The organism is Kineococcus deserti (assembly GCF_050871945.1).
Lineage (GTDB): Bacteria > Actinomycetota > Actinomycetes > Actinomycetales > Kineococcaceae > Kineococcus.
In genome coordinates this window covers 103,133-125,449 of sequence record NZ_JBJLSI010000001.1, presented here as the reverse complement: position 1 = coordinate 125,449, position 22,317 = coordinate 103,133, and the positions used below count along the sequence as shown (strand labels likewise).

Sequence of the window (22,317 nt, the reverse complement as noted above, 5' to 3'; positions counted from 1 at the left end):
GTCGTCGACTGCGCCGTCCGGAACAGGCCAGGGTGAAGATCAGGGACTTCCCTGATGCTGCGGGTTCACGCTCTCGGCATCCTCATCGCACGTCACGATGGAGGAGGACGAAGTTGAACGCTGACAGCTTGTCCCGAGAGCACCTGGGGTCTCGCGTACGGATTACCCGACAGTACGGCTACGGGCCGCACAGCGTGCTCGGGGAGTTGAAGCGTGTCGTCCACGGCCAAGAGACGACCGGACTGGACCTCAACGTCTTGGGTGAGGACCTGCACGTGGATGTCCAGACAGACGATGAGGTGGAAGTCCTGACGTCAGCCAGCTGATCGGCCGGCGGCGCCGGGGTAACGGATGTGGTCTTGGTCCACGCGAGCGTAGTTGCGGCGTTGCACGGAAGACGGGATGACCGTGAGGTTGGGGCAGCTGAGTCAGTAGTGCCTCAGCCCTTCCTCGGGGACGTCGTCAGCGCTCTGCACCTGTTGTTGCTGAACGAGGTAGGTCGCAGGTTCGACGTGCAGCTGCAGCGTTCGAACGCTCAAGTCGAACCGGGCGCTTCCCGCTGGTCTATGCGGATCGGGTCCGGACGTTGAGCAGCGCACGGCCGAGGGCCAGATCCCTCGGGACGGTGATCGTCAAAAGCGTCCCGCCCGCCTGCAGGACCAGATCAGTCACCCCCGAGTACACCGCATGCGGCTGTTCGTGGACCCAGCTGAGTGCCTGCAGCGGGATCGACAGCCGAGAAGCGGAGTGCACCGGTTGCCGCCCGCGCGCCAGCCTTTCTCGACGCCCGAACACGTCCAGGTGGGAGCCGTCACTGGTCACGACGGCGGCGTGCACCGTCGCCGGCGACAGCCAGTGGCCGATGAGGGACACCGCGGTGGCCGCTCCCCGCAGCCGAGGACGCACCAGCGCACGGCCGTGCCAGGCCAGTGGTACGAGGTCGGGTTGCCTTCGCTGCGCCTCGAGGACGTCGGAGAAGACCGCGGCATCGCGCGGTCCGAGCGAGGAGCGGGTCAGCGGAACGTCGGTGCTGATGGGCTGAGAACCGAGGACGGCGGCGGGAGGACGCATCGTGGCCATGAGGCGTTGCACCTGGTCCCGCGTCGAGCCGTTGTAGTCGATGGTCAGGACGTTCCCGTCCCAGGTGTAGACCTGGAACCGTCCCTGGAGGAGATCGACTTCGTCGAGCACCGCCACGACGTCGGCGAGCTCGATCCGGTGCGTCGTGTACCCGCTGCCTGGTTGTCCGGTCCGGCCCTGGCAGCGGCTGAGCACGGTCAACCGGTCCGCCTGCAGGATCAACAGGTGGTCGTAGAGGTCCGTGACCTCAGCGGCGTCACGGCGGGCGATTGGACGAGGCACCTTCAGCACCAGACGAGCAGCGGACAGGTCCAGCTCGTGGTCGCGGTAGAGGCGAGGGACGTCGGCTGCCGTGCGCACTTCGTCGATCCACGGGCCGAAGGTGTCGTACTCGCTGGAGTCGGTGCTCATCGCCCAGCTTCCTCCCACGGCGTCGGTCTTGGGCAAGTCTGCGGCAGGGCCGTCCTGTGGATGTGGTCGGGTCAGCGACCCAGGGCGAGCTCGTGGCGCTCCGGGCCGCGCTTTCGCGCACACCGCGGGATGACCGTGACGTCTACCCAGCGCACTGGGCGGTTCGGCGTCTGGCCCACGGTGTTCGCGAACAAGATCAGGGTCGAGTCAGGGCCGTCCCTGGTACCGCCGATCGTCGCGTCAGCGCGACTTTTGATCATCGGAGCCAAGGAAACTCCGCAGCGGCGCGCTGAAGTGTCGGCCAAGCTGAGTTCGTCGGCGAGGGGGACAACGTGAGTGGTGCGGACGAGTGGATCCAGCAGCGGGTCAACCCCGGCGGCGAGGGCTTGCCGGTGACGCCTGAGAGCCTGGCGGAGCTGCTGGTGCGTGTGGCGATGTACGGCATCGCAGTGCGCGACGGGGAAGACGCAGTCATGGGCGGCATGTGGGGGCACGTGACAACGCTGGTGGACATGCTGGGCAGGGCGGCCGGCCTGGAAGTCAACGCGGTCAACGACATCTTCCGCGCCGAGGTGGCCAGGCCGGGCCTTCCCCTGGCTTGACATGCCAACTCCCTCGGGAGGCGCAGGATGCCTTCAAGGAGCTGCATCGCCCGCCGGAAGTCACCCACCTTCAGCACGACCGCGCGATGTCTGGGGGATGACCGGTAGATCCACCGATGGGACTGCCGCCTGTAGCAACTCGCTGCTACGCTGGTGGCATGAGGACGATCAGTCAGCGCGAGCTACGCAACGACAGCGGCAAAATCCTCCGCGAGCTGCGTGACGGCGAGGAGTTCGAAGTCACCATCAACGGCGAAAGCTTCGGCATCCTGAAGATGACCCCACCTCCGGCCAAGCCCCAGCGGTTCGTCCGTGCCGACACCCTCCGAGCTCTCTACGCCGACGCGCCCCTCAGCGCCGAGCAGGCCGACGCCTGGAAGCGGGACGTCCGCGAGGTCTTCGACGACGAGGTGGACGACCCGTACACCCGCGCGTCCCGTCCTCGGGAACGGTGACCTCGCCCGTGGCCGTGCTGATCGACAGCAACGTGCTCATCGACGGGATCGTCGTCGAAGGCGCCTCCATCTCCATCCTGACCATGTTCGAGCTGGCCGGCGGGATCAACAGCGTCGCCGACCCCGAGGTTCGGGCGGCGCGACAGCGCCGGTATGACGTCGCCGCAGCCGTCTTCGACCCCTTCCCCGTGTCCCGACGGGTTCTGGACGCCTACCACGACATCGACTCGGCCGTGGTGGCGATCGGTCGCAAGCCCAGGCCCCGGCGCTTGGACCTGATGATCGCGGCGACCGCTCGAGCGCACGACCTTCCGCTCATCACCTCCAACCTCGACGACTACCGAGGGTTGAACGCGCTGCTCGACGTGAGGAGCCCTTGACGCGCTGCTGAGATGGGCCGGTGATGGTTGAGGTGCGCCCCTGTCGCGCCCTGACCGAGCGCAGCGCGGAACGCGGGATGTGCGGACGGTCGTCCCGTGGAGTGGATCGGCCGTGGAGGGAGGCGTGGGTGTCCCGGGAACGTCGTGGGAGCGACCTTCTGGGGACACTCACGGCTCACTTCACGAGGTGACACCGATGGGTGCGACAGCGTGGTCATCGGCACGTCCGTGACGTCCGTGATCGTGAATTCGGGCGGTGCGGGTGAGCCGCTGACGGCTCCGGTGGTGCTGCTCGCCCTGGCCGTTCCCGCCTGCCGGCCGCGCACTCATCCCGGGCGCGTCGCCTGGCGCACAGGTGAGGTCCGCGCGCTGTGCGGTGACCGGCGGAGTGCAGCGGGGCGGGGTCGGAGGACCGGGAAGTGTCACCACCACGACGGCCGGAAGCGTCACCGATGTCCTGCGGCACGACGCGGGGCAGAGTCTGGATCCACCTCTCGAGTCGAACACCCGTTCGATTCCTGCTACCGTCGTCCACGGCGGGCCGGAGAGGGGAAGCTCCGGCCCGCCGACCTTCGCTGGTCGGCGAGGCGGCGCTGGAACGTCCGCCCTCTGTGCACCCCGAGCCGCCGCTGATGCCGCACCGTGGACGCACGACCGCGAGGAACCGTCTCCCGTCCGTGCGGGACGTCGCGCAGGACCCGACGTTCGCCCCGATGCCTCCCGGTACGCCGCCGGCGTACCGGAGCCACCAGGCGTGGGTACGCGCGGGAGCCGGACGGGCGGCCCGCCTGGAGGGAACCGCCGCGCGTCAGTGGCTGGTGGTTCCCCGCCGCGATTCCAGCACCGGGTCGACGAGCAGTTCGACGACCGCCCCGGTCGCCAGCGCCGCCACGGCGGCGTGCAGGACCTCGGCCACGCCCTCCCCCGTGCGCCACGTCCGCGGCGGTGCGCCGACTCCGGTGGCGTTCTCCAGCGTCTGGTCCACGATCACCCGGGTCAGGGTCTGCGCCACGTCGGCGCGGGGGAACACCAGCCCGGTCGCGCGCCACACGCCGCGCAGGGCACCGAGGGCGGCACTGGTCGCGACGACCATGACCAGCGTGGCGGCCGCGGGCTGCTCCTGGTCACCGATCGGCCGTCCGGCCAGGGCGAGCAGCGTCCGCCCCGGGACGTAGGAGGGCGCGCGACCGGTCACCGCCCGCTCGAGCCGCTGGCTGCCCGTCATCGCCGCGGCACCGACCAGTCCCCCGACGAGACCGCGGGCGGCCGCACCGCCCAGCACCGCGCGACGTCCCGACGTGCTGGTCACGGATCTGCACCTCTCGATCGGCTTGCTGGGCAGGGACATCCTGCGGGGCGCCCGGTGGCACCGCACGGCGAAACCCGCTCGCGCGACGGCCCCGGTCGGCGTCGGTGGACACGACGTGGAGGTGGAGACGTGGAGGTGGAGACGTGGAGGTGGAGCCGGGTTCGGGAGTCGAGGTTCCGTTCCGGTGCGAGCACCGACGAGAACACCGGGAGGACCGACCACGTCCCGCACCCACCGCCCCGCAGACCTGTACGGCACCACCGCGGTGGCCGAACGACGGCGAGGAGATCGACGAGGTCGAAGACGTCCACCGGACGACGTCTGCGGCACGCCGAGGCCGGCGCAGCGGCGAAACCCTGACGGTTCCGTTCGGCGGGACCACCGCCGACGTGGTCCCGCCGGCGGAGCGGCCGGACGGGCGGCCGGTCGCGCGCCGTGTGATCGTGTCCCCGTGGGACGTGGAGCTGAACCCGGCCGCGCTGAGCTGGTCGACCTGTACGGACGCTACCTGGCCTGTTGCAACGAACGCCGTTTCGACCAGCTGGGTGAGTTCGTCTCCGAGCAGGTGAGCGGATCGGGACCGGTCGACGGGCTGGCCGCCTACGTCGACGGGGTCAGGGCCGTGTGCACGGCCTTCCCCGACTACCGCTGGGAGTTGCAGGAACTCCTGGTCGACGGCGACACCCTCGCCGCCCGGTTGACCGGCGAGGGGACCCACACCGGCCCCTTCGGCGACCTCGCCCCCACCGGGCGGCGGATCAGGATCCAGGAACTCGTCGTCTACCGCGTCGCCGACGGCAGGATCGTCCGGTGCTGGGGCGACCTCTTCCCCGTCGCGCGCGACGCCCTGACCAGCCCCCGGTGACGGGCTGGACCGGCGGCCACCTCACCGGGGCCCCGGCAGCGCGCCGCCACGGACGATCCGGGTGACGACCACGGCGATCTCGTCCAGCGGCAGCGACAGGTCGGCTCCCGCCTCGAGGGCGGCCTGCGGCATCGGCGGGTGCTCCGCCTCGCTCTGAGCCAGGACGACCGCGCCCGCCTGCTCCAGCGCCCGGACCCCCGCCGCGCCGTCACGGCCCGCGCCGGTGAGCACCACCCCCAGCACCCGGGCGCCGCAGGACACGGCCAGCGAGGTCAGCAGACCGTCGTGGGGAAAGCCCCGCGCGGCGTGCCCGTCGGGGAGCAGGCGGCACGTGCCGTCGGGCACCACCTCCAGCCGCTGCCCCGGAGGGGTGACCAGGACGCGGCCCGCCCGCAGGGGCATCCCGTCCTCGGCCCACACCACCTCCTGCCCCGTGCGCCGGCGCAGGATCGGGGCGAGCTGGCTGCTGTGACCACCCAGGTGCTGCTGGACGACGACGGCCACCGGCAGGTCGGTCGGCAGGTCGCCCAGCACGACGGTCAGGGCGCCGAGTCCTCCCGCCGAGGCGACCAGGGCCACCACGTCGACGCCGCGCCCCCGCGCGAACCGCTGCTCGTCCGTCCCGTCCGCCTCCTGCCCGCTCGTCCGCACCGCTGCCCCGCTCGTCCCCCAGCGTCCCACCACCGACGGCGCTGCGGAACGGCCTCAGTACGTCGAGCGGCGCACGGTCCGCGGGTGCAGCACCAGACGGACGTAGGGCGCGGCCAGCAGGGCGGCGAGGTCCTCGGCGCGGGAGGGTTCGCCGGGTCCCCAGTACCGCGCGGCCAGCCGCTCGGCCAGTTCGCGGGCGCCGTCCGGTTCCACCGTCGTGGGCCCGCTGACCGACACCCAGCGCTCCCGTTCCCCGACCGGTGCCGCGACGACGAGGGAGGCGCGCGGATCAGCCTGCAGGCGCCGCACCTTCGGCGAGTCCGGTGGGGTGAACAACTGCAGCGTCCCGTCGGCCGTGGCCTCGAACCACACCGGCCGCGGTTGCGGCGGTACCGGGCCGGCGGCGGGGCTGAAGAAGCCGTGCAGCGGGCGCCGGAGGAACTCCAGGTCCTCGACGGTCAGCGACGTGCGGTCGGTGGTCACGTGGTCCCCTCCGGTCGTGCTCGTGTCGGTCGTGGGCTGTCGCCACGACCTCGATCCAAGCGGCGGCAGGCGGACGAATCCATGGGTCAGACGCCGGAAGACCTCGGTGATCGTCCAGGTGCTCGGCTAGCGTGGTGCGGGTGGACCCGTTCGGTGAACTGTTCCGGGGTGTGCGGGCCCACGGCTCGCTGTTCGGCCGGTCGACCCTCACGCCGCCCTGGTCGTTGCTCTTCGTGGACGGGGCACCGCTGACCCTGTGCACGGTCCTGACCGGCTCGGGGTGGATCGTGGCCGAGGGCCGCCCGCCCGAGCACCTCGGCACCGGGGAGGTGGTCCTGGTCCGCGGCCCGGCGCCGTTCTCCTTCGTCGACGAGGTCGGCACGGCGGCCGAGCCGGTCGAGTGCGGCCAGGACTGCGCGGTGCCCGAACTCGGCGGAACCCGGTACCGCCTCGGCTGGGACGACGGCCCCGGGGCGGCGACGGGCACGACGACGCTCGTCACCGGCGCCTACCCCGTGCGCGGGGAGATCGGGCGGCGGTTGCTGGACGCCCTGCCCGACGTGGTGCGCGTCGACGCCGGCGGCGCCGCGGGTCCCGTGCGCGACCTGCTGGCCGCCGAGGTCGCCGTCGACGCTCCGGGCCAGCAGGTCGTGCTGGACCGGCTGCTGGACTGGATGCTGGTGTGCGCGCTGCGCGAATGGTTCGACCGGCCCGGCGGGCGTCCGCCCGCCTGGTGGGCCGCGCACCGCGATCCGGTGGTGGGGCACGCGCTGCGCCTGCTGCACGCCGAACCCGCCGCCCCCTGGACGGTGTCGTCGCTGGCCGCCCGGGCGGGCGTGTCCCGGGCGACCCTTGCGAAGCGCTTCACGGACCTGGTCGGGGAACCTCCGCTCACCTACCTCACCCGCTGGCGGATGAGCTTGGCGGCCGACCTGCTCACCGGAGGCGGTTCCCCGACGATCGCCGACGTCGCCCGCGCCGTGGGGTACTCCGACCCGTTCGGCTTCAGCGCGGCGTTCAAACGGGTCCGCGGCGCCACTCCCAGCGACGTCCGGCGCACCGCCGGCGCGAGCTGAGCACCCCCGGCGGTCGGCCTCGGAATCCCCGGACCCGCGCTAGGGTGGTGGCGTCCAGACCAGGGCGAGGTGCTCCAAGAGCGGGCGCGAAGGAGCTACCCCGGACCTGGGAGCCCCTGTGGACTTCTCCGTTCGACAACACGCCGACGACGACGACGTCGTGACCGTCGAGGTCAGTGGTGACCTCGACGCCGAGACGGCCGGCGTCTTCACCTGCTCCATGACCACGGCGCTGGCGCGCTACCGGTTCGTGGTGCTCGACCTGACCCGCACGACCTTCCTGGACTGCCGGGGGCTGGCCTGCCTGCTGCAGGCCGGCCGCACCGCGCGCCGCCGCGGGATCTGGTTGCGTGCCGCCGGGGTCGACGGCGCGGCCCGCATCGTCTTCGACGCCTTCGACGCCCGGTGCGCGCTGGGCGGTGACGCGTCCGTGGACGAGGAGGTGCGCCGGGCCGCCGCACAGGTGGCGGCGAGCTCACCGCCGTCGAACCTCACCCCCGCGTGAGACCGGTCGAGGTCGGAGGAGCAGTGCGAGAACCGTCGCTGGTGGCCGCCCTGGCCTCCCTGGCCGAGGTCGCGGCCGGTGACGTCGGCGGCGACGAACTGCTGAGGCGACTGGTGGACGCGGTGGCCACCCACCTGGACGTCGACGGCGCCGGCGTCATGGCCTGCGACGCGGGGTCCCTGCGACTGGTCCACGTCAGCCACTCCGGCATCGAGGACGCCGAGTCCGTGCAGGACCTCGCGCAGGAGGGGCCGTGCCACGACGCGGCGACCTTCCGGACCGCGGTGGTCGTCGACGACCTCACCGACCCGGTGCAGACGGCGTGGCCCGAGTACGTGGCCCGGGCGCTGCAGGCCGGTTTCCGGTCGGTGGTGGCGGTTCCCCTGGTGATCGGGGACCGGGTCTGGGGTTCGCTGGACCTGTACCGGCGCCGGGAATCGGCGTGGCAACCGGAGGAACTGGCCCTGATCCGGGTCCTGGCGCACGTCGCGACCTCGTACCTGGTGATCTCCGCCGACCGGGACGCCGCCCGGCGGGCGCAGCGTGAACTCGCGCACGCGAGCACGCACGACGCCCTCACCGGTCTGGCCAACCGCGTCCTGCTCTTCGACCGCCTCCAGCACGCCCTGGACGCCGCCCGCCGGCACCGGACGGTGGTGGCGGTGCTGTTCATCGACCTCAACCGGTTCAAGGCCATCAACGACACCTTCGGCCACGCCGCCGGCGACCTGGTGCTGACCACGATCGCCGAGCGGATGAGCACCACGCTGCGCCAGGAGGACACCCTGGCGCGGTTGTCGGGCGACGAGTTCGTCCTGCTGTGCGAGAACCTGCCGCAGGGCGACGCCGGGGAACTGGAACACCACGTCGGAACGGTGGTCAGCCGCCTGCGCCGGTCCCTGACCGAGCCCCTCCGCATCGGCTCGGTGGACCTGGTCGTCACGGCCAGCATCGGCGTCGCCTACAGCGACGACGGCAGCAGCGCCGAGGAACTGCTCGCCGAGGCCGACGGCGCGATGTACCGGGTCAAGCACGGAACGGGCGGCGCCTCCGCCGAGCTCGCTGCGCGGAACGGCAGCAGGGACGACGGCGAGGCACCCCGCGTCCGTCCCTCGGCGCGTCAGCTCCGGCGCGACCTGACCGACGCGTTGCCGCAGGGACGGTTGCGGGTGCACTACCAGCCCATCGCCGACGCCCACGGGGTCGTGCACGCCGTCGAGGCCCTGCTGCGCTGGGCCCACCCCGTGCTCGGCCTCCTGCCCGCCGCCGAGTTCGTGCGGCTCGCCGAGGCCGGCGGCCAGATCGTCCGCATCGGTCACTGGGTCATCGGCGAGGTCTGCGCCCAGATGGGCCGCTGGCACGCGGACCTGGGCGACCGCGCGCCGGAGACCGCCTACGTCAACCTCAGTCCCCGCGAACTGGCCGACCCCGACCTCAGCGTGACGATCGTGACGGCGCTGGACGAGAACGCGCTCGAACCCGCCCGCCTCGGACTCGAACTGCTCGAGCACAGCTTCCTCGACCCCGCGGTCGTGACCGGCCTGACCGAACAGCAACGCCGCGGCCACCCGCTGTCCGTCGACGACTTCGGCACGGGGTACTCCTCGCTGTCCCGCCTGGTGGAACTTCCGGCACGGCTGGCGAAGATCGACAAGTCGTTCGTCGCGGGGATCCCCGACGATCCGCGCCGCCGGTCGCTGGTCGAGGCCGTGGTCACCGTCGCGGCCGGCCTCGGGCTGGACGTCGTGGCCGAGGGCGTGGAGTCGGCGGCCGAGGCCCGGACGGTGCTCGACGCGGGGTGCCACCTCCTGCAGGGGTACCACTGCGGCAGGCCGCAACCGGCCGAGGCGCTGACCGGGATCCTGGCCGGAACCCTCACCGGGAGCCGGCCGGGCGGCTGGGCCGGCTGACCCGCGGGGGCCACGGCGACGACCCGTTCGCCGGGAACCACCGGGTCCCACGACGCTCCAGTCCCGGTCGTCGTGGCCGGCGCGACCGCCGTCCAGCGGTGCGGCGACCTCAGGCGCGGGAGGAGTCCAGCCGGAACCACACGGCCTTCCCGTCGTCCTCCGGCCGGACGCCCCAGGCGTCGGAGATCAGGTCGACGAGGGCGAAACCCCGTCCGGACTCCGCCCCCTCGTCGGCCGACCGCGGGCTCGGCGGGTTCGGATCGCCGTCACGGACGGAGACCTGCATGCCGAGTTCGCCCTCGCACGAGACACCTAGGACGATCGGCGGGGCGCCGTGCCGCACACCGTTGCCGACGAGTTCGGAGACCAGCAGTTCCGCCTCGTCCTCCACCGAGGCGTGGTGTTCCTCGCACAACCGGTCTCGCAGGAAACGCCGCGCGAGCCCGGCGGCCCGGGCGTCCAGCGGCATCTCGATCTGAGCCGGAGGCGTCACGTCGCACACCCCGCCACTGTGCCCGACGGACGTCGTCCGGGCTCGTCGCAGCGAGCCGCGGCGGGTCTGCGGCCAGTCTGCGGTTGCGGTGGCCGCCGATCCCCGCCACCGTGAGCGTCGTCGGCCGAGCCGGCGCTCGTGTCAACCGTCAGGCCGGTCCCCGGCTCGTCGTGGAGGGGACCTGATGGCGACAGCCTCGCTGGACCTGCCTGTCCAGCTGTCCGCGGTGGGCACGACACGCCGCTGGGCCGTCGACCAGTGCCGCGAGCACCTCACCGACACCGCGCGGGACCTCCTGGAGCTGCTGGCGAGCGAGCTGGTGGCCAACGCCGTCGTCCACGGGACCGGCCCGCTGCGCGTCCAGGTCGAGTGCGCGCCCGAGCACGTGTGCGTCGCCGTCTTCGACGGCAGCAGCGAACCGCCCACGGTGCGCTCGGTCGGGCCCGAGGCGACCGGCGGGCGCGGGGTGGCGCTCATCGCGCGGCTGTCCAGCGCGTGGGGTTACCGGATGTGCGCCGACGGCGCGGGCAAGGTCACGTGGTTCCAGCTGGGGACCGCGGCCGGATAGGTCCGGACCCCGCACCGCCGGCGCCCCGCCCGGCGCTGCCCGGACGTCGGTGGCAGGCTGCGGTCGTGGCACCCGGGAACCAGTCCGCCCAGCGCAGCGTCGACCTGCGCGGTCTGCGCCGTCGCTACTCGCGGGGAGTCGGCGACGGTGTGCGCCGGCTGCTGCTCCTGTGCCTCGGTGTGGTCGTGGCCTCCGGGGTGTGGCGGCTCCTGACCGCCGACGGTGCGTGGGCCGTCGTCGTGGTGCTGGCCGAGACCGTGGGGCTGTGCGCAGCTCTCGTCCTGCCGCTGCAACTGCCCGCCGCCGTCCTGCTGCGCCCCTCCGGCATCGCCTTCCGGCACCGCCTGCGCACCACGCCCACCACTGCCTGGACGCAGGTGGCGGAGATCCGCGTCCAGGGACGGTGGGACACCCACTCCTCGGTGGTGTTCCGCGACGGCCGGCAGCGGGAACTCGTGGCCATGCCGGCCGGCGACGCCGAACGGCTCGCCGAGGCCCTCATCGACTCCCGCAGCTGACCCTCACACGGACAGGACGACCGGGCCGACGAGCCCGGAAACCCTGCCCGCCCCCTCGTAGTGGTTGACCGGGGAGTTCGAGACGACGACCTCGAGGAGGTTGTCGCCCGTCCGCAGGAGCTCGCGGGGAACCTCGAACCGGAACGGCGCCCACAACCGGCTGCCCAGGCGCCGGCCGTTGCAGGACACCGTGGCCGCCTCCCCCACCACGCCGAGGTCCAGCACGGCGTCCACCACGCCGACCGGCAACTCGACCGTGCACCGGTACCGGACGGTCCCGGAGGTCCGGGGCCGGTCGAGCGCCCAGTTCCCCAGGGGGACCTCGCCACCGGCCCCGGCCCCGCCGAGGGTGTCCGTGAACTCCCCGGTCCAGGCCGTGAGGTTCCGCTGGACGCCCAGGGCCACCTGCGGGGCGCGCCGGTCCGGGGCCTGCCCGCCGAGCTCGACGACCAGCGATCCCCGGCGCTCCAGGTCCAGCGGCAGCCGGCCCCCCGCGACCGCGGTTCCCCACGTCCGCCCGGTGAGCGGGTCGTGGCAGGCGACCGTGGACACCTCCCCCACGACCAGCCGCGTGCGCAGGTCCGACTCCCCCTCGTTGCAGCACAACAGCACCGCCGAGCCGTCCGCACGTTCCCAGCGGCTGATCCGCAGGTCGGGAACGGGTGGGTCGGCGCGCACCAGGTCCACCCCGCCCGAGACGAGCAGCTCGACGAGGTGGTCCACCTCGACGTCCGCGCCGAGGACGGGCACGCCGGTTCCGGCCAGGAGACCCGAGGCGTCGAACCCGGGAACGTCGATCACGACGGCGCGGAACGCCTGATCGCCGATGCGCAGGACCCCGTCCCGCGCCTGCGCGGCGCGCACGTCGTCCGGGCCGACGTGGAAGAAGTCGACCTGCCGCTGCAGCAACCGCGCACCGATCCCGTCCCCCACCCGGTCGGTGTCGCTGAGGACCGCGACGGGAGCGACGTTCCTGGCCCCCTCGCAGAACCCGGTGGTGCGGGCCACGTAGCGCACGAGTTCGGCCACGTGGGTGCGCAAGGAGTTCCACTCCCCGAGGTCGGGTTCGCTCTCGTACGCGCGGCCGCCGCGCACCGAGGTGAAGAACGCGTGCAGCAGCAGCGTGGTCACCCCGCGGCTGAGGTACCAGTCCAGCAGCCACTTGAGCTCCTCGAGCGTGAGTTCCCAGCCGTAGGCGCCGAGGACCTCGGCCAGGCTGCGGTCGTGCCCCTGCACGTGGGCCGCGCTGGCGGCCACCTTGGGGGCGGTGCTCTCCGGACCGGTCAGGGCGGTGCCGTCCCCGGGCAGCACCCAGCGCCAGACGGTGTCCTGCCCGGGCCACTGGAACGTCCGCGTCGTGCCGAGGTCGTCGGGCTCGGCCGGGTGACCGGTCAGGGCGAGGCCGTGGTCGGCGCACCAGCGCGCCAGGGTTCCGTAGTAGACCCGGCGGACCCGGGAGCGCAGGGCGCGGGCGTACTGCTCGGGGAACTCCCCGCCGCCGTGCCACAGCGTGGGCAGCAGGCGCAGGACCTCCTCCTCCGCCGTCCCCAGGACGCCGGCCAGTTCGTGCGAGAAACCCGGCGTCCAGGGCACCGACCCGGGGCGGGGGTTGCGGCCCGTGAGCATCGGCTCGTCGGTGAACACCGCCTCGACCGTGGCACCCAGGTGGTCGCCGAGCACGGCCGCGTACTTCTCGTGGGTCGTCTCGACGAAGGCCTGCACCGCGTCCGGGTTCAGCAGGTCCGCGGCCGCCGGCGCCGTGGCCGACCCGTCGTCCTGGTCCTCGTGCGCACCGCGGATCGTCCCGCCGCTGAGGGTGTCCAGGACGGCGACCGCGCGCCACCGTCCGGCGGGGACGTCGATCCGGACCAGGCCGCCGTCCTCGACCGGGAGCAGCCGCCCCCGGTCGGCGGCGATCCCGTCGTCGTCCTCCGGGCAGAGCACGACGGCGACCAGCCGGTCGTCCAGGGACCGGCTCAGGCTCGGCCGCCAGTACTGCGAGGACGGCCCCTGGACCTCGCGTCCGGTCGGGGCCAGGCAGCGCGCCGCGAACCGGGGGTCGCGCGCGACGACCGCGCCGTTGGCCGACCCCGAGGGGTAGGACGCCTCGTCGTACAGCACCACGCGCAGACCGAGCCGTGCGCACTCCTCGACGGCGTGGCGCACCAGCCGCAGGAACTCCCCGGTGAGGTAGCCCACCTCCCGGCTGAGGCCGATGCGGGCGCAGAGCGTCACCCCGCGGAAGCCGGCGGCCGCGAGGTCCCGCAGCTGCCGGGAGACGATCCGCTCGTCGAGGTCGTCGTTCCAGAAGACGAACGCGTAGGGACCGGCCATCGAAGCGCCGCCTCGTCCGCTCAGCCGCGCGGCTGGACCTCGGCCATGGGGCCGAACCCGGACACGTCCGGGGCCTCGACGTAGATGATCTTCGGGGTGTCCGACACGTAGTCGGGCATCTCGGCGATGGCCTTCCGGAAGTGGTCGGAGGCCACGTGGACCTTGCCGGCCTCGTCGTCGCGGAACCCCTCGACGAGCGTCCACTCGTCGGGGTCGTCGACGCCGCGCGACCACTCGAAGAACAGGTTCCCGGGTTCGGCGCGGACGGCGTCGGTGAACTCCCGGACCTTCTCGGGCCAGGAGTCGGCGAGTTCCGGCTTCACGGGCCACTTCACCACGATGAGGATCATGTCCACAGGGTAGTGACGGGGTCCCCCACCGCCAGTCCACGCCGAGTCCGGTGGACGTCCACCACGGCCTCCGGGTGCCCGGCGCCGGTCACGTCGTCGTGCTGGGGCAGCCGGCCGGGTTCGCCGCGCTGCTGACGGGGTTCCTCGCCGGACTCCCCGTTGTGGAACACTCCCCCGCGTGAGCGACGGCGACCACTGGCGTGCAGGTGTGCACCCGGACCTGACCGCACTCCTGCGCCGCGCGTGGCCGCTGTTCGGGCAGGACGACGAGGCCCTGACCGGGCCGGCGGCGGGGCAGGAGGTCTCCCGCCGGTTGCGGGCGGCGGTCGGGATCGCCCCCGGCCCGGCCGACCCGGCCGTCCGCGTCGAGGGCGAGTGGGTCCGGGACGGCCTGCACGGCCGGGAGCTGAGCTGGGAGGCGGGTTTCGGACCGCGCGTCCACGGGCGCCTGGTCCGTCCCGCCGGCGACGACCCGCTGCCCGGCGCGATCTGGTTCCACTGCCACGGCGGGGTCAAGCGGTTCGGGCTCGACAAGCTCGCCGACGGCGCCGCCGGCCGGCCGGCCCACCCGCGGATCGCGCGGATCCGCGAGGAGTTGTACGGCGGACGCGCCCCCGCCGAGGAACTGGCCCGCACCGGCCGGGCGGTCCTCGTGCACGACGCGTTCGGCTGGGGCAGCCGGCGGGTTCCCCTCGAGGCGTTCCCGGCGCGCACCGAGGCGGTGGCCGCGCTCGAACTCGCCGCGCTCGACGGCGCCGGGGCCGAGCTCGACGAGGAGGCGCTGTACGACGTGCACGCCGGCCCGGCCGAGGACGCCACGGCCAAGGCGCTGGGAGTTCTCGGGACCTCGTGGACGGGGATGGTGGCGCGCGAGGACCTGCTCGCCGTCGAGGTGCTCGGCTCGCTGCCGGGGATCGCCCCCGGGGGCGTGGAACTGATCGGGTTCTCCGGTGGCGGTGCCCGCGCGGCCATCACCTCGGCCCTGAGCCCGGACGTCCGCTCGGCCGTGGTGACGTGCATGGTCACCACGCTGGCCGAGGTGCTGCCCGCCCACCTGCACTCGCACACGTGGGCCCTCATGACCCCGGGCCTGGGACGGGTCGGCGACTGGCCGGACGTCGTCGCGGCGGCAGCCCCCCGCCCGCTGCTCGTGCAGTTCGGCGAGCGTGACGCGCTGTTCCCGCCCGAGGGCATGCGCCGGGCCCACGAGGAGCTGCGGAAGCGCTACGCCGCAGCGGGTGCGCCCGAGGCGTACCACGGTGCCTTCCACGACGCCCCGCACTCGTGCGGGACCGCGGTGCAGCAGGAGGCCTTCGCCTGGCTGGACTCCGTGCGCTGACCGGCGGCGTCGTGGGCGTCATGGGCGTCGCGGACGGCACGGGCGGCTCGCGCGGCTGTGCGTGGTCGCGCACTCCCGCGCGAGGGAGCGGTCGCCGCCCTTCACGCGCACCTCACAGGTGGTACAGCCGGTTCAGGCTCACCGAGTCCGCGGGCGCCGATGTCACCGGTTCCCCGTCGACGGTCACCAGCCCGGTGGGGGCGACCCGCACCTGGGCCTGCCGCGAGTTCCGGACCATCTGCGCCAGCCCGATCCCACGCGTTCCGCGCACCCCGACCCGCCGGCGCCGGGTCGTCATCGTGTCGTTGCCCTCGGCTGCCGCGGCCTGCGAGGTGAACGCCACCGACAGGTCCGCGGCCGTCGCCCCGTGGGCGCCGAACTGCGGCCCCAGGACGAGCGGCTGGGCCCGGTCGATCGCGGCGTTGGGATCGCCGGTGACCCCGTAGGCGGGGAAACCCGCCTTGAGGACGAGTTCGGGTTTCGCGCCGAAGTACTCCGGGCGCCACAGGACGACGTCGGCGAGCTTGCCGACCTCCAGGGTTCCCACCTCGTGGGACAGGCCGTGCGCGATGGCCGGGTTCACCGTCAGCTTCGCGACGTAGCGCAGGGCGCGGGCGTTGTCGTGGCGGGGATCCTCCGCGCCGAGTTCGCGCTTCACCTTCCCGGCCATCGCGAAGGTGCGGCGCACGGTCTCCCCCGCCCGCCCCATCCCCTGCGCGTCGGAGGAGGTGATGGGGATGATCCCGAGGTCGTGCAGCACGTCCTCGGCGCCCATCGTCCCGGCGCGGATCCGGTCCCGGGCCAGCGCCGCGTCCCCCGGCAGGTCCTCCTTCAGCCCGTGCACGGCCATGATCATGTGGTAGTGCTCGGCCACGGCGTCGCGACCGAACGGCAGCGTCGGGTTCGTCGAGGAACCGATGACGTTCGGCTCGCCGGCCATCCGCAGGACGTTCGGGACGTGCCCGCCGCCGCAGCCCTCGATGTGGAAGGCGTGGATCGTCCGGCCCTGCAGCACCGACAGGGTGTCCTCGACGGACAACGCCTCGTTGATGCCGTCGGTGTGCAGCGCGACCTGCACGTCGTGCTCCTCGGCCACCGTCAGCGCGGTGTCCAGGGCACGGCCGTGCGCACCCATGTCCTCGTGCACCTTGAAACCGCAGGCCCCGCCCTCGACGAGCGCCTCCACCGACGACCCCGGGTCCGAGGCCGAACCCCGGCCGAGGAAACCGATGTTCACCGGCCAGGCGTCGAAGGCGTTGAACGCGTGCCGCAACGCCCACGGTGAGTTCACGCCGACTCCCCAGACGGGTCCGAACTCCTGGCCGATGACCGTCGTGACGCCCGAGGCCAGCGAGGCCTCCATGACCCGAGGGGACAGCAGGTGCACGTGGGTGTCGATCGCGCCGGCCGTGGCGATCAGTCCTTCACCGGACACGATTGTCGTCCCGGTGCCCACGACGACGTCCACGCCGTCGAGGGTGTCGGGGTTCCCGGCCCGGCCGATCCCGGAGATCCGCCCCTGACGGATGCCGATGGACAGTTTCCTGATCCCCTGCACGGCGTCGATCACCACGACGTTGGAGATGACGACGTCGCAGGTCTCGCGCACCGGCGCGGCCTTCAGGTGCAGCCCGTCGCGGGCGGTCTTGGCGAAACCGGCGAGGAACTCCTCCCCCGGTGCCTGCGCATCGCTCTCGACCTGCACGAGGAGCCCGGTGTCCCCCAGCCGGATCCGGTCTCCGGCGCGCGGACCGTAGGTGGCGGCGTAGTCCTTGCCCGTCAGGCTCACGGCAGTTCTCCCTCGCTGTCCAGGTACCCGCAGGCCCGGGCCCGTTCCAGCGCCTGCTCCCGGGCTCCCGGGGCGTCGAGCGGGCCGTCGACGAGCCCGGCGAAACCGATCGCGATGCGGGCCCCGCCGATCGGGGTGAGGTCGACGTCGCGGGTCTGGCCGGGATCGAAGCGCACGGTGGCGCCGGCGTCGATCGCGGCGCGCCGACCGTAGGCGGCGGCCCGGTCGAAGCGCAGCCGGGGGTTGACCTCGAAGAAGTGGAAGTGCGACGTGACGCTGACCGGCACGCCGGCGGTGTTCGTCACCGGGAGGGTCACGACGTCGGCGAACGCCAGCGGTTCGTGCGGTCCGGGCAGGACCGTGCCGGGTGCGTCGTCCCCGAGCGACCCCCCGCCGAACGGGTCGGGGACGACGACGAGCCGGGTGCCGTCGTCGAACACCGCCTCGACCTCCACCTGCTGGACGACGTCGGGAACTCCCGGCAGCACGTCGTCGGTCCCGAGGACGGCCCGTCCGGCCTGCACCGCCGCGGCCAGCCGGGCGCCGTCGCGCGCGGCCTCGCACACGGTGTCGGCGATCAGCGCGGTCGCCTCCGGGACGTTGAGCCGCAACCCTCGGGCGCGTCGGGTGCGGGCGAGCTCGGCGACCGTGAAGATCAGCAGCCGGTCGCGTTCGGCAGGGGTCAACCGCATGCGGCCTACCGTAACCGACACCCTTTCGGTTACGGTAGGCCTCGTGACCGGACAGCAGATGCCTGCCGAGTGGGAACCCCACCAGCGCACCTGGATGGCGTTCCCCACACCCAACCCGACGTTCGGCGAGGACGGCGGTCCCGACCTCGCCCGGGCCCGCCGCGCGTGGAGCACCGTCGCGAACACGATCGCCCGGCACGAACCCGTCACGGTGCTGGTGAACCCCGGCGACCACACCGCGGCCCGGGAACTGCTCGACCCCGCGGTGGAGGTCGCCGACGTGGCGCTCGACGACGCCTGGTTGCGGGACTCGGGCCCGACGTTCGTGCGCTCCCCCGACGGTCCGGTCGCCGTGGACTGGCGGTTCAACGGGTGGGGCGCGCAGTCCTGGGCGCGCTGGGACCACGACGCGCTGGCCGCCCGCGCCGTCGCCGGACTCACCCGGACGCCGGTCAGCGGGTCGCAGCTCACCCAGGAGGGCGGCGCGTTCCACGTCGACGGAGCCGGCACCGTGCTGCTCACCGAGACGGTGCAGCTCGATCCCGGCCGCAACCCCGGGTGGACGAGGGAGCGCGTCGAGGCCGAGGTGCACGCCCAGCTGGGCACCACGACGGCGCTCTGGTTGCCGCGCGGGCTGACCGCCGACTACGGCGAGTTCGGCACGCGGGGGCACGTCGACATCGTCGCGGCGTTCACGAGCCCGGGCCACGTCGTCGTGCACACCCAGCCCGACCCGGGCCACCCCGACCACGCCGTCAGCGTCGAGGTCCTCGACCTGCTGCGGTCGGCGACCGACGCCCGCGGGAACCGCCTGGAGGTCGTCGAACTGCTCGCCCCCCGGACGAGCGAGGTGGACGGGGAACTCGTCGACTTCTCCTACGTCAACCACTACGTCGCGAACTCGGTCGTCGTGGCGTGCGCCTTCGACGACCCGGGCGACGCCCCCGCGCGAGCCGTGCTCGAGGCCGCCTACCCCGGGCGCGCCGTCGTCACCGTCGACGCCCGGGACGTGTTCGCCTTCGGCGGTGGCATCCACTGCATCACCCAGCAGCAACCCGCCTGATGGCCCGCCCGACCACGCCGCTGCTGTCCCGCGAGCAGATCCTGCGCGCCGGCCTCGCACAGGTCGACCGCACCGGGAGCCTGGGGCTGCCCGGGCTGGCGCGCGAACTCGGCGTCAGCACCTCCTCGCTGTACCACCACGTCAAGGGCGGCCGGGAAGAGGTCGTCGAGGGGATCCGCGGCCTGCTGTCGGTCGAAGGCATGACCCGGGAGCGCCTGCCGGGCGAGGACTGGCGGGCCTTCACCCGCCGCTGGGCCGGCGGGTACCGCGCCGCGTACGCCGCGCACCCCGCCGTCGTCCCGCTGCTGACGGCCCAGACGGTCACCCACCCCGCGACGCTGGCGTCGTACGAGGTCCTGGCCGACGTGCTGCACGAGGCGGGTTTCGGCGACGAGGAACTGCTGCACGCCGTCACCGTGCTGGACTGCTTCGTCCTGGGCTCGGCGCTCGACGCCGGCGCACCGGTGCAGGTGTGGGCCGATGCGGGGACCGAGGGTTCCCGGTTGTCCCGGGCGATCCGGGCGACGAACGCGCAACCCGGCGACCGGTCCGAGCGCGCGTTCCACCTGGGCCTGGAGAGCCTGCTCGCCGGCCTGGAACGCCTCCGGGATCCCGCCGTGGCCGAGGAGTAGGACCCGGCGGGGGGCCGGGTACGGTCAGACCGGCGGGAGGGCCTCGGGAACCCGTTCGGGGCCGGCCTCGGCCGGGCGCTCCCCCTCCGCCGGGTGCAGCCGGAAGGCCAGCAGCGCCACGTCGTCCTCGTGACCGCCGGGAACCAGCCGCCGCAGCACACCGTCGACCAGGTCGTCCAGCCCCGCCCCGGCGAACTCGGCCACCGCCTCGTGCAGTTCGCGCAGGCCCTCCTCCAGGGGACGGTCGCGGCGTTCGATCAGCCCGTCGGTGTAGGCGACCACGGTCGATCCGCGTTCGAGTTCCACCAACCCGTCGGTGCGCGGGCAGGACGGGTCGATGCCGAGCAGGAGTTCGGCCGACTCCCGGCCCAGCCGGGTGACCGAACCGTCCGGCCGCACCAGGACGGGGTCCAGGTGGCCGGCGTTGGCCCACCGCAGACTCGTGCGGTCGCCGGACTGCTCCAGCCGCGCCACGACGGCCGTCGCGGTGGTCCCGACGTCCAGCCCCTGCATCGCCGCGTCCAGCCCGGACAGCACGCGCGCCGGGGACCCCCCGGTGCTGTACGCGATGCCCCGCAGCAACGACCGGACCTGGCTCATCGCGGCCGCCGCGTCGATGTCGTGGCCCATGACGTCACCGATGACGAACACCGTGGCCCCGTCGGGGGTCAGGAACGCGTCGTACCAGTCACCACCGACCCGCGCGGCCCGGGCTGCGGGGCGGTAGCGGACGACCACCTGCACGTGGTCGGGTTGGACAGGTGCCGTCAACAGGCTGCGCTGCAGCCCTTCCGCGACCCGGTGCTGGGCCGAGTACAGGCCGGCGTTGTCCAGCGCGAGCCCGGCCCGGTCGCCCACCTCGGTGGCCAGCAGCAGGTCCTCGGACGACAACCGGTCCGCGGCGGAGCGGTGGAACAGGGTGATGAGCCCGACGGTCCGGCCGCGGGCGCGCACCGGCAGGCACTCGAACGCCTCCGGCGCCAGCTGCCGGATCAGGTCCTGCGCCGCGCTGCCCTCGGTCAGCTGCGCGCAGATGGTCTCCGTCGCACCCGACTCCACCCCGGTGGGCCGGCCCGTGCGCCAGACCCGGTGCAGGTAGGAGGTCGGGGACAACGCCGTGAGCCGGGCCTGGCGGTAGGCCTGCACCAGCCCGCGCAGTTCCGGGTCGGAGTGGGAACACCCCAGGTCGCGCAGAACTCCCTCGTCGTCGACGAGGGTCACCAGGCACCAGTCCCCCAGCGCCGGCACGAGGTGCTGGGCCAGCCGGGCGTACGCCTCCTCGACGTCGAGGGTCGAGGACAGGTCCTCGCTGACCCGCACGATCAACCGCAGGCGTTCGGCCGCGGCCGCCGTCGCGGTGTGCGCGGCCTCCAGGGACCGCTGCGCACGGCGGCGTTCGGTGATGTCGAGGAAGTACACCGAGACCCCGTCCGGGTCCGGCCACGCACGCACCTCGTACCACGCGTCCAGCGGCGCGGGGTAGTACGCCTCGAACGTCGCGGGGTGACCGGTGTCCATGACGCTGCGGTAGTTCTTCTCGAAGTCCGAGCCGACCGCGTCGGGGAACAACTCCCACAGGTCCCCGCCGAGCAGTTCGTCGCGCGGTCGCTGCAGGACCCGCTCGGCCTCGGAGTTCACGTAGCTGAACCGCCACTCGCGGTCCAGGGAGAAGAAGGCCGACGCCATCGACTCCAGGATCCGGCCGATCCGCGCGTCCTCGTCCCGCGTGGCCGTCGTGTCGAACGCCGCGCCGAGGACCCTGACCGGCCGGCCGGCCTCGTCGGCCAGCACCTGACCCCGCGCCCGCACCCAGCGGGTCGTGCCGTCGGGACGGACGACCCGGTACTCGGCCTGGAACAACCCGAGCGTGTCGATGGAACGCTGCAGCGCGTCGCTCACCCGGGGCAGGTCGTCGGGGTGGAGCCGGTCGTTGAAGGCCTCGATGGAGCGGTCGAACTCGACGGCGGCGTACCCGAACATCTCGAGCAGGTTCTCGTCCCACAGCAGGGTCCCGGTCCGCAGGTCCCAGTCGAACGTCCCGACCCCTCCGGCACTCACCGCGAGCTGCCAGCGGACGTGGGTGGCCTCGAAGTCGACGGCGAGCGCCGACAGCTCCAGCTCGGTGACCGTGGCCGAGGCGAGGTCGTCGAGCAGTGAGACGTCGGCGTCCTTCCACTCGCGGGGCTCGGGGCCGAAGACGCACAGGGCGCCGAGGACGCGCCCGTCCTGACCACGCATCGGAACGCCCAGGTAGGAGCGCACCGCGCCGGAGGTCACGGACGGCAGCTGGCTGACGCGGGCGTCGCCGGATGCGTCGGTGACGACCACGGGGGCACCGGAGGCGGCGGTCACGGTGCACAGCGAGTCCACGAGCGGGGTGCCGGCGTCCGCCACCGACGGGCCCTGCCCGCTGGCGGCGGCGACGGTCCGCACGTCCGACAGCAGGGACACCTGGGCGCAGGGGGCGCCGAGCAACCGGGCGGCGAGGTCGGCCAGGCGGTCCAGCGCGGGGTTGGGCCTGCCGGTCACCAGTCGCCGGACGGACCGGACGCGGGCGGGGTCGGCGGCCAGGGCGGCGGCCCCGTCGCCGACGCCGCCGGCCACAGCCGCCGGAACCGGTGGGCGATCCATGGGGCGGCTCCTCGGCGACCAGCCGCGGGGCCGGACGAGCTGGGTCGGATCGGTGCGACGACGCCGGACTGCATCGGCCCAGCGAGTGTGTCACGGTCCGCACACCGTCCGCGCACCAGGACGAGACTCCCGGCCTGCTCCCCCGACCGCCCCGCCGCGACTCCGGCCGGGACCGACGGGG

General features: G+C 73.4%; 23 protein-coding genes. 13 read left to right on the top strand and 10 right to left on the bottom strand.

Annotated elements, in window-relative coordinates; all coding sequences use genetic code 11:
* Positions 1 to 564: 564 nt before the first annotated feature.
* On the bottom strand, positions 565 to 1,491 hold the full coding sequence (locus tag ACRYR2_RS00655) for a hypothetical protein (RefSeq protein ID WP_432560876.1): 927 nt from the start codon (positions 1,489 to 1,491) through the stop codon (positions 565 to 567).
* Positions 1,492 to 1,823: 332 nt separating this feature from the next.
* On the opposite strand from ACRYR2_RS00655, the gene ACRYR2_RS00650 reads away from it, so the two are divergent.
* From ACRYR2_RS00650 to ACRYR2_RS00640, 3 genes are all read left to right on the top strand, one after another.
* Complete coding sequence (locus tag ACRYR2_RS00650) at positions 1,824 to 2,093, top strand: hypothetical protein (RefSeq protein WP_432560875.1); 270 nt, start codon at positions 1,824 to 1,826, stop codon at positions 2,091 to 2,093.
* A 158-nt stretch (positions 2,094 to 2,251) separates the two neighbouring features.
* On the top strand, positions 2,252 to 2,548 hold the full coding sequence (locus ACRYR2_RS00645) for a type II toxin-antitoxin system Phd/YefM family antitoxin (RefSeq protein ID WP_432560874.1): 297 nt from the start codon (positions 2,252 to 2,254) through the stop codon (positions 2,546 to 2,548).
* Positions 2,549 to 2,556: 8 nt separating this feature from the next.
* Entirely contained in the window at positions 2,557 to 2,928 is a 372-nt protein-coding gene (locus ACRYR2_RS00640) for a PIN domain-containing protein (protein WP_432560873.1), read from the top strand.
* 808 nt (positions 2,929 to 3,736) lie between these two features.
* Here the strand turns inward: ACRYR2_RS00640 and ACRYR2_RS00635 are convergent.
* Complete coding sequence (locus ACRYR2_RS00635; RefSeq protein WP_432560872.1) at positions 3,737 to 4,237, bottom strand: hypothetical protein; 501 nt, start codon at positions 4,235 to 4,237, stop codon at positions 3,737 to 3,739.
* Positions 4,238 to 4,688: 451 nt separating this feature from the next.
* Between ACRYR2_RS00635 and ACRYR2_RS00630 the strand changes: the two genes are divergently transcribed.
* Entirely contained in the window at positions 4,689 to 5,102 is a 414-nt protein-coding gene (locus ACRYR2_RS00630; protein WP_432560871.1) for an ester cyclase, read from the top strand.
* Positions 5,103 to 5,123: 21 nt separating this feature from the next.
* Here the strand turns inward: ACRYR2_RS00630 and ACRYR2_RS00625 are convergent, their stop codons facing one another.
* A complete protein-coding gene (locus ACRYR2_RS00625; protein ID WP_432560870.1) occupies positions 5,124 to 5,753 on the bottom strand; it encodes a chemotaxis protein CheB in 630 nt (209 codons plus the stop codon).
* A 54-nt stretch (positions 5,754 to 5,807) separates the two neighbouring features.
* Entirely contained in the window at positions 5,808 to 6,236 is a 429-nt protein-coding gene (locus tag ACRYR2_RS00620) for a pyridoxamine 5'-phosphate oxidase family protein (RefSeq protein WP_432560869.1), read from the bottom strand.
* 140 nt (positions 6,237 to 6,376) lie between these two features.
* Between ACRYR2_RS00620 and ACRYR2_RS00615 the strand changes: the two genes are divergently transcribed.
* The 3 genes from ACRYR2_RS00615 to ACRYR2_RS00605 all read left to right on the top strand — a co-directional run bounded on the left by ACRYR2_RS00615 (position 6,377) and on the right by ACRYR2_RS00605 (position 9,727).
* Complete coding sequence (locus ACRYR2_RS00615; RefSeq protein ID WP_432560868.1) at positions 6,377 to 7,312, top strand: cupin domain-containing protein; 936 nt, start codon at positions 6,377 to 6,379, stop codon at positions 7,310 to 7,312.
* A 118-nt stretch (positions 7,313 to 7,430) separates the two neighbouring features.
* On the top strand, positions 7,431 to 7,817 hold the full coding sequence (locus ACRYR2_RS00610) for an STAS domain-containing protein (RefSeq protein WP_432560867.1): 387 nt from the start codon (positions 7,431 to 7,433) through the stop codon (positions 7,815 to 7,817).
* Positions 7,818 to 7,840: 23 nt separating this feature from the next.
* The gene (locus tag ACRYR2_RS00605) at positions 7,841 to 9,727 is read left to right on the top strand and encodes a putative bifunctional diguanylate cyclase/phosphodiesterase (protein WP_432560866.1); all 1,887 of its coding nucleotides are present in this window, start codon (positions 7,841 to 7,843) and stop codon (positions 9,725 to 9,727) included.
* 109 nt (positions 9,728 to 9,836) lie between these two features.
* On the opposite strand, the gene ACRYR2_RS00600 is transcribed toward ACRYR2_RS00605, so the two are convergent.
* Positions 9,837 to 10,220 (bottom strand): ATP-binding protein, encoded by a 384-nt coding sequence (locus ACRYR2_RS00600; protein WP_432560865.1) that lies wholly within the window; start codon positions 10,218 to 10,220, stop codon positions 9,837 to 9,839.
* 184 nt (positions 10,221 to 10,404) lie between these two features.
* On the opposite strand from ACRYR2_RS00600, the gene ACRYR2_RS00595 reads away from it, so the two are divergent.
* Together ACRYR2_RS00595 and ACRYR2_RS00590 are read left to right on the top strand one after the other, a co-directional pair.
* The gene (locus tag ACRYR2_RS00595; RefSeq protein WP_432560864.1) at positions 10,405 to 10,788 is read left to right on the top strand and encodes an ATP-binding protein; all 384 of its coding nucleotides are present in this window, start codon (positions 10,405 to 10,407) and stop codon (positions 10,786 to 10,788) included.
* Positions 10,789 to 10,853: 65 nt separating this feature from the next.
* Positions 10,854 to 11,306 carry a hypothetical protein gene (locus tag ACRYR2_RS00590; RefSeq protein WP_432560863.1) on the top strand — a complete coding sequence of 151 codons (453 nt, stop codon included), beginning with the start codon at positions 10,854 to 10,856 and terminating at the stop codon, positions 11,304 to 11,306.
* 3 nt (positions 11,307 to 11,309) lie between these two features.
* Here the strand turns inward: ACRYR2_RS00590 and ACRYR2_RS00585 are convergent, their stop codons facing one another.
* Both ACRYR2_RS00585 and ACRYR2_RS00580 read right to left on the bottom strand, forming a co-directional pair.
* A complete protein-coding gene (locus ACRYR2_RS00585) occupies positions 11,310 to 13,640 on the bottom strand; it encodes a glycosyl hydrolase family 2 protein (RefSeq protein WP_432560862.1) in 2,331 nt (776 codons plus the stop codon).
* A 20-nt stretch (positions 13,641 to 13,660) separates the two neighbouring features.
* Complete coding sequence (locus ACRYR2_RS00580) at positions 13,661 to 13,990, bottom strand: putative quinol monooxygenase (RefSeq protein WP_432560861.1); 330 nt, start codon at positions 13,988 to 13,990, stop codon at positions 13,661 to 13,663.
* 50 nt (positions 13,991 to 14,040) lie between these two features.
* Between ACRYR2_RS00580 and ACRYR2_RS00575 the strand changes: the two genes are divergently transcribed.
* Positions 14,041 to 14,172 carry a hypothetical protein gene (locus ACRYR2_RS00575; RefSeq protein ID WP_432560860.1) on the top strand — a complete coding sequence of 44 codons (132 nt, stop codon included), beginning with the start codon at positions 14,041 to 14,043 and terminating at the stop codon, positions 14,170 to 14,172.
* Positions 14,169 to 15,329 (top strand): alpha/beta hydrolase family protein, encoded by a 1,161-nt coding sequence (locus ACRYR2_RS00570; RefSeq protein WP_432560859.1) that lies wholly within the window; start codon positions 14,169 to 14,171, stop codon positions 15,327 to 15,329. The genes ACRYR2_RS00575 and ACRYR2_RS00570 overlap by 4 nt, the downstream gene beginning before the upstream one ends.
* 112 nt (positions 15,330 to 15,441) lie before the next feature.
* On the opposite strand, the gene ACRYR2_RS00565 is transcribed toward ACRYR2_RS00570, so the two are convergent.
* Positions 15,442 to 17,112, bottom strand: coding sequence for an urease subunit alpha (locus ACRYR2_RS00565; protein WP_432561134.1), 1,671 nt, complete (start codon positions 17,110 to 17,112; stop codon positions 15,442 to 15,444).
* A 2-nt stretch (positions 17,113 to 17,114) separates the two neighbouring features.
* On the bottom strand, positions 17,115 to 17,810 hold the full coding sequence (gene ureA, locus ACRYR2_RS00560; RefSeq protein ID WP_432560858.1) for an urease subunit gamma: 696 nt from the start codon (positions 17,808 to 17,810) through the stop codon (positions 17,115 to 17,117).
* Here ureA and ACRYR2_RS00555 point away from each other — a divergent pair.
* Positions 17,809 to 18,873 carry an agmatine deiminase family protein gene (locus tag ACRYR2_RS00555; RefSeq protein WP_432560857.1) on the top strand — a complete coding sequence of 355 codons (1,065 nt, stop codon included), beginning with the start codon at positions 17,809 to 17,811 and terminating at the stop codon, positions 18,871 to 18,873. The genes ureA and ACRYR2_RS00555 overlap by 2 nt on opposite strands.
* Positions 18,873 to 19,505 carry a TetR/AcrR family transcriptional regulator gene (locus ACRYR2_RS00550; RefSeq protein ID WP_432560856.1) on the top strand — a complete coding sequence of 211 codons (633 nt, stop codon included), beginning with the start codon at positions 18,873 to 18,875 and terminating at the stop codon, positions 19,503 to 19,505. The genes ACRYR2_RS00555 and ACRYR2_RS00550 overlap by 1 nt, the downstream gene beginning before the upstream one ends.
* 24 nt (positions 19,506 to 19,529) lie before the next feature.
* Here the strand turns inward: ACRYR2_RS00550 and ACRYR2_RS00545 are convergent, their stop codons facing one another.
* Complete coding sequence (locus tag ACRYR2_RS00545; RefSeq protein WP_432560855.1) at positions 19,530 to 22,136, bottom strand: SpoIIE family protein phosphatase; 2,607 nt, start codon at positions 22,134 to 22,136, stop codon at positions 19,530 to 19,532.
* Between the last annotated feature and the right edge of the window lie 181 nt (positions 22,137 to 22,317).

Bases quoted from the DNA above. Each gene is read 5' to 3' on its own strand.
- ACRYR2_RS00645 (WP_432560874.1), top strand. From the start codon at position 2,252: ATGAGGACGATCAGTCAGCGCGAGCTACGCAACGACAGCGGCAAAATC.
- ACRYR2_RS00555 (WP_432560857.1), top strand. From the start codon at position 17,809: ATGCGGCCTACCGTAACCGACACCCTTTCGGTTACGGTAGGCCTCGTG.
- ureA (WP_432560858.1), bottom strand. From the start codon at position 17,810: ATGCGGTTGACCCCTGCCGAACGCGACCGGCTGCTGATCTTCACGGTC.
- ACRYR2_RS00595 (WP_432560864.1), top strand. From the start codon at position 10,405: ATGGCGACAGCCTCGCTGGACCTGCCTGTCCAGCTGTCCGCGGTGGGC.
- ACRYR2_RS00550 (WP_432560856.1), top strand. From the start codon at position 18,873: ATGGCCCGCCCGACCACGCCGCTGCTGTCCCGCGAGCAGATCCTGCGC.
- ACRYR2_RS00585 (WP_432560862.1), bottom strand. From the start codon at position 13,640: ATGGCCGGTCCCTACGCGTTCGTCTTCTGGAACGACGACCTCGACGAG.
- ACRYR2_RS00655 (WP_432560876.1), bottom strand. From the start codon at position 1,491: ATGAGCACCGACTCCAGCGAGTACGACACCTTCGGCCCGTGGATCGAC.
- ACRYR2_RS00545 (WP_432560855.1), bottom strand. From the start codon at position 22,136: ATGGATCGCCCACCGGTTCCGGCGGCTGTGGCCGGCGGCGTCGGCGAC.
- ACRYR2_RS00580 (WP_432560861.1), bottom strand. From the start codon at position 13,990: ATGATCCTCATCGTGGTGAAGTGGCCCGTGAAGCCGGAACTCGCCGAC.